Genomic DNA, 6,074 nt, shown 5'->3' on the forward strand with positions numbered 1-6,074 from the left:
AATATAATTGTATTTGAACATTTTTTTTGCAATGATAAGTAAAGTAATTCCAGTTTCGCCAAATTTGACCAACCAAAAACTGTTAAAAACCCTTGTGGAAAACAGAACGGTTTATAATTTAGAAAATTGTGAACTTAATTTGTTTGAGACTTATGAAAAATCAGAGTTGGTTCCTTTACAGTTTAACGATTTGGTTATTACCAGTATGCTGAAAGGCAAAAAAGTAATGCACCTTTTTGACAAGGATGGTTTTGATTATTTACCAGGCGAATCGGTAATTATTCCTCCAAATGTAAAAATGAAAATAGATTTTCCCGAAGCCACTTTTGATAATCCTACGCAATGTTTGGCCTTAGCAATTGACAATAAAAAAATTGTAGATACACTTAATTTTTTAAATGAAAAATACCCAAAAGAAGGACAAAATAATTTTTGGCAATTAGATGACAACAATTTTTTCTTCGAGAATAATGAAGAAATGTCGAACGTAATCAATAAAATTATAAAAATTTGCCAAAGTACTTCTATTTTTAAAGACACTCTCGCCGATTTATCATTGCAAGAATTATTAGTAAAAATTGTTCAATCCCAAACTTTAAAAGGAGTTAGTGAAGGTAATAGTAAAACTAACAATCCTACTTTATTACATATTCTGAATTTAATACGTGAAAATATTTCTAACAAAATTGAGCTTAAAAGTATTGCAAAAAACGCAGGCTTGAGTACATCTTCATTATATCGATTGTTTAAAAATGAATTGGGTGTTAGTCCAGTCGAATTTATAATGCTCGAAAAAATAAAATTAGCAAAAAGATATTTGACTGATAAAGACGTTTATATAAAAAATGTTTCTTATGAAGCTGGTTTTGAAAACAGTAATTATTTTATCCGTTTATTTAAGCATTATGAAGGTATCACACCTAAACAATATCAACAATTATTACACAAGAAATAATTTTCGATTAATTTTCTAAGAATCTTAAAGGTTCTAAATTTTTTAATTCCTCATCTGTAAATAGTCTTGATTGTGTAAGAAATCGCAATCCCATAGGAATTTCTAAAGAAAAGCTAGAACCTCTTCCTTTGGAAATATGAATATTAAGTTGTGTATACTTCCAATATTCAAACTGGTCTTTACTCATCCAAAATTCACATCCTTCAATAGAACCAATACAAACATCACTATTTCCAATTTTAAAATCCCCTTTTTCAAAGCACATAGGTTGTGAGCCATCACAACAACCGCCACTTTGATGAAACATTAAATCTCCAAATCGTTTTTTTAGATCATTTACTACTTCGATAGCTTCGGGACTTATAGTTACTCTTGTTGTCATAATTTAATTATTAAAAAAATAAACCGACAATGATTTCTTGCCGGTTTATTTTATTTTTTAGGACTAATTCTAAAAGAAACCTAATTTCTTTTTATCGTAAGAAATTAACATATTTTTAGTTTGACGATAATGTCCTAACATCATCAAATGATTTTCACGACCAAAACCTGATTTTTTGTATCCGCCAAAAGGAGCATGAGCTGGATAGGCATGATAACAATTTACCCAAACTCTACCTGCTTGTATGGCTCTTGGCACTTGATACAGTTCGTGTGCATCTCTTGTCCAAACGCCTGCGCCCAAACCGTATAAAGAATCATTTGCAATGGCAATAGCTTCTTCGGTAGTTTTAAATGTAGCTACACAAACTACAGGTCCAAAAATCTCTTCTTGAAAAATTCTCATTTTATTATTACCTTTAAACAAGGTTGGTTGAATATAATAACCACCCGCTAAATCACCTTCTAGTTTTTGAACATCACCACCACAAAGTAATTCAGCTCCTTCTTCGATACCTAATTTTAGATATGTCTGAATCTTTTCATATTGATCATTTGATGCTTGTGCACCCATCATTGTTGTACTATCCAACGGATTACCCATTTTAATTGCCTTAGTACGTTCTACCACTTTACTCATAAACTTGTCGTAAATACTTTCGTGTACTAATATTCTAGAAGGACAAGTACAAACTTCTCCTGAATTTACAGCAAATAATACAGCTCCTTCCACAGCTTTATCAAAAAAATCATCATCATGATCTGCAACTGATGGGAAGAAAATATTAGGTGATTTTCCTCCTAATTCCATAGTAACAGGGATTAAATTTTCAGATGCATACTGCATAATTAATCGTCCAGTTGTAGTTTCCCCTGTAAACGAAACTTTAGAAATTCTAGGTGATTGTGCTAATGGTTTTCCTGCTTCTGGACCAAAACCAGAAACAACATTTATAACGCCTGCAGGTACAATATCTTTTAATAATTCCATTAAACACATAATAGAAGTTGGTGTTTGTTCTGCGGGTTTAACAACCACACAGCAGCCAGCTGCTAACGCAGGAGCTATTTTCCATGTTGCCATAAGCAAAGGAAAATTCCAAGGAATAATTTGTCCCACAACACCTAAAGGTTCGTGTAAGCAGATACTAACTGTATTTTTGTCATGTTCTGAAATACTTCCTTCTTCGGCACGAATTACACCTGCAAAATAGCGAAAATGATCTATGCATAAAGGTAAATCTACATTTACAGTTTCTCTAATTGGTTTTCCATTATCGATTGTTTCAATAATAGACAATTCTTGAAGATTTGCTTCTAATGCATCTGCTATTTTATTTAAAATACTTGAACGATAAGCCGCCGATGTTTTGCTCCAAGTAGCAAATGCAGTGTGTGCTGCATCTAATGCTAATTCTACATCTTCCTTACTTGACCTTGCAGCTTTAGTAAAGACTTTCCCATCGATTGGACTAATGTTATCAAAATATTCTCCTTTTACAGGAGCTACAAATTTTCCGCCGATAAAATTATCATAATGGGTTTTAAATGTTGGTTTGTTACTTGACATAAATATGTTTTCTTTATAGGTTATTAACAGTACAATTTTAAAAGTAAAAAGATTAAAACAGTAGCATTATTTTGTCAATTAATAGCACAAACTCATTTTAAAATATAATATTGATAAAATTATTATCAATAAAAAATCTATAAAATAAAAAATATTGTTGTTTTTTTATAATTATGTAACAAGAAGAAATCCTATAATATAGATTTTGAGTTTAATTAGTTATTTAACCCAATATTTGCTTGGCGTGTTCCTTCGTTTTTACATCTGTAATTACATCTTCAATAATTCCTTTTTCATCGATAATAAAAGTCGTTCTATGTATTCCGTCATATTCTTTTCCCATAAACTTTTTAGGTCCCCAAACTCCAAAGGCTTCAATAACTGACTTATCTTCGTCTGCTAAAAGCGGAAAAGGAAAGTCAAATTTCTCTTTAAATTTCAGTTGTGCTTTGGCACTATCTGCGCTTACGCCTAAAATTGCATAATTATTAGCTGTGAAGCGAGCATAATTATTACTTAAATCACAAGCTTCGGCGGTACAACCTGGAGTATTTGCTTTTGGATAAAAGAATACCACTAATTTTTTTCCAGCATAATCCGATAATTTATGTGAATTCCCGTCTTGATCCAAAGCTGAAAAATTAGGTGCTTTATCTCCTTTTTTAAGTGTTATCATAACTGTATATTTGTTTTCAATAAAAGTAGCAAAATGACAAAAGAACAAAAAATAACATTTGTTATAAATACGTTAAAAGAATTATATCCTACAATTCCTGTTCCGTTGAATCACAAAGACCCGTATACTTTGCTGATTGCAGTTTTGCTTTCGGCACAATGTACTGATGTTCGTGTGAACCAAATCACGCCAATACTTTTTGCAAAAGCTGATAATCCGTATGACATGGTAAAACTTTCGGTCGAAGAAATTGCAGCAATTATTCGTCCATGTGGGCTTTCGCCAATGAAATCGAAAGGAATTTTTGGTTTATCACAAATGATTATCGAGCAACACAATGGTCAAGTTCCTCAAAGTTTTGAAGCTTTAGAAGCCATGCCAGCCGTGGGACATAAAACAGCAAGTGTTGTTATGAGTCAAGCTTTTGGAGTCCCTGCTTTTCCTGTCGATACTCATATTCATCGATTGATGTATCGCTGGAATTTGACTAATGGCAAAAATGTAGTTCAAACTGAAAAAGATGCCAAACGTATTTTTCCCGAAGAAATCTGGAACGATTTACACCTGCAAATTATCTGGTACGGACGGGAATATTCTCCAGCTCGTGGTTGGGATTTAAATAAAGATATTATTACAAGAACTATTGGAAGGCAATCGGTTTTAAAAGATTATTACAAAAAAATATTATAATTTTACATCTAACTGTCTAACATTATATTAACTATTTTTTTCTTAAATATTAAAAATATTGTTAAGTTAGAATTGGTTGAAGTAATCATTAAAAATATTTTATATTTATTGTAAAAAAAATAAAATTCGTCTTCTTTGCGGATAGTTTTAGATAAGAAAATTGTACTTTAGCTCATTATTAATAATTAACCTACATTAAAAATGTCCTCTTTTTTAAAACAATTTGGAGATGATCTAAAAAAAAACATCCCCGGTTTTATTGCAGTTACAATTACCGAGGTAAGAACAGGAATTGTATATTTTTCGCAATCTGAAGATCCTAATTATGATTCGGAATTATCAAGTTCATTTTATCTTGAAATTGTTAGGGCAAAAATGAATTCAATCATTGCAACAGATCTAAAAGACCAAAAAATAGATACAATTGTTATTAATTTGACTTCTCAAATTCATTTTATTGATCTTTCAGATAATGGAGAATATTTTATTTATTTAACCTTAAAGGATAATAAAAACTTCAATTTTGGTATCACTAAATTACGCTTAAACAGATATAAGCAAGAGATAAAATTAATTCAACAGAAAAACAAATAAACTAATATATATTATTTGTTTTCAAAAAAAAGTGAATTCATAATCTTATCATCAGCATTTGCTTTTTCTTTCTTTGTAATGCTGTACAATAGCAAATTTAAGAGTAGGGCAATTGTTCCTAAAATAGCAATAGCCAACCAGTTTATGTCATATCCAAATTTCTGAATAATCTCCATACCCATTTTTGCACTAAAAATGTGAGCAAAACTATAACTCATCGTAAAGACAGACATATATTTAGCCTCAAGACCAATATGAGCTCTAGATGAGGCGAATGAGTTTGCAAAAGGAAAAGTTAGCATTGCCCCAAATGTGACAAAAACCATCATTACCACTAAAATTAAGTCTAATTTTACAAAAAATAAAAGCAGAAAAGCACTAATCATAAAAAACAAACCAAGTGAAATAATTTTTAACTTATTTATATGTTTTGACTCAACAAAAGTTACAATAGGAAGTTCAAAAAATAACATAATTATCCCATTTAACCCTAAAAGTAAACCACTATAAAATTCAGGCAAATGAAATTGTTCTTTGTGATATAATGGTAAAGTTGTAAAAACCTGAAAAAATAAAATTCCTGATATCATAGAAATAATAAGATGCAATACAAATGGTTTGTCTCTTAAAACCGCAAATTTATTACCACCATTTACCGCTATAATATTCTCTTTAAGCTTAAATGGTAATTTTTTTTCTCTTATATATAAAACAAATATCAGAACTGCTAACATGCAAGTTGCACCATCTACATAAAACAGATATTTGTATCCCATTTTCATGATAAGCAATCCACCTAAGGCTGGTCCGAAAAGGAAACCTAAATTTACTGCAGATCTAACTAACGATAAAGCTCTTGTTCTATTTTCTTTTCTGGTGAAGCTATTTAAAGATAAAAGCATGGCGGGTCTAAACATATCTGCAACGCTTGTTAGAAGTAAAATACCTATACAGAGCATCTCAAAAGTTTTTATTTGTTCTAGTACAAAAAATAAGACGCCACTTGCAAATAAACTTATAATCATAGTTTTATAAAAACCAACATAAGCCATAACCTTTCCGCTTAGCCAAGTCCCTATTATAGAACCAATACCAAAAAAAACCATAATCCAACCTATTTGACTATAGGTAAAATTTAAATCATCTTTCATATATTTTGAAAGAAAAGGAATTACCATAGTTCCAGCTCTATTTATAAATGTAAGAAT

At 30.5% G+C, this 6,074-nt stretch carries 7 protein-coding genes; 3 read left to right on the forward strand and 4 right to left on the reverse strand.

Features of this window, described 5'->3' with window-relative positions:
* Positions 1 to 31: 31 nt before the first annotated feature.
* Positions 32 to 955: an AraC family transcriptional regulator gene (locus tag ACKVOV_RS05395; RefSeq protein ID WP_409205742.1), complete on the forward strand. Its 924-nt coding sequence runs from the start codon at positions 32 to 34 to the stop codon at positions 953 to 955.
* 7 nt (positions 956 to 962) lie between these two features.
* On the opposite strand, the gene ACKVOV_RS05400 is transcribed toward ACKVOV_RS05395, so the two are convergent.
* The 3 genes from ACKVOV_RS05400 to bcp all read right to left on the reverse strand — a co-directional run bounded on the left by ACKVOV_RS05400 (position 963) and on the right by bcp (position 3,582).
* Positions 963 to 1,337 carry a DUF779 domain-containing protein gene (locus tag ACKVOV_RS05400; protein WP_409205743.1) on the reverse strand — a complete coding sequence of 125 codons (375 nt, stop codon included), beginning with the start codon at positions 1,335 to 1,337 and terminating at the stop codon, positions 963 to 965.
* A 69-nt stretch (positions 1,338 to 1,406) separates the two neighbouring features.
* Complete coding sequence (locus tag ACKVOV_RS05405; protein WP_409205744.1) at positions 1,407 to 2,906, reverse strand: aldehyde dehydrogenase family protein; 1,500 nt, start codon at positions 2,904 to 2,906, stop codon at positions 1,407 to 1,409.
* Positions 2,907 to 3,129: 223 nt separating this feature from the next.
* A complete protein-coding gene (gene bcp / locus ACKVOV_RS05410) occupies positions 3,130 to 3,582 on the reverse strand; it encodes a thioredoxin-dependent thiol peroxidase (RefSeq protein ID WP_409205745.1) in 453 nt (150 codons plus the stop codon).
* A 33-nt stretch (positions 3,583 to 3,615) separates the two neighbouring features.
* Here bcp and ACKVOV_RS05415 point away from each other — a divergent pair, with 33 nt between their 5' ends.
* Both ACKVOV_RS05415 and ACKVOV_RS05420 read left to right on the forward strand, forming a co-directional pair.
* Entirely contained in the window at positions 3,616 to 4,272 is a 657-nt protein-coding gene (locus ACKVOV_RS05415) for an endonuclease III domain-containing protein (protein ID WP_409205746.1), read from the forward strand.
* A gap of 201 nt (positions 4,273 to 4,473) precedes the next feature.
* Complete coding sequence (locus ACKVOV_RS05420; protein ID WP_409205747.1) at positions 4,474 to 4,866, forward strand: hypothetical protein; 393 nt, start codon at positions 4,474 to 4,476, stop codon at positions 4,864 to 4,866.
* 11 nt (positions 4,867 to 4,877) lie between these two features.
* Here ACKVOV_RS05420 and ACKVOV_RS05425 read toward each other — a convergent pair.
* On the reverse strand, positions 4,878 to 6,074 hold a 1,197-nt coding region (locus tag ACKVOV_RS05425; protein ID WP_409205748.1), incomplete at its 5' end, for an MFS transporter.

Origin of the sequence: Flavobacterium sp., assembly GCF_046153165.1 — a bacterium.
Lineage (GTDB): Bacteria > Bacteroidota > Bacteroidia > Flavobacteriales > Flavobacteriaceae > Flavobacterium.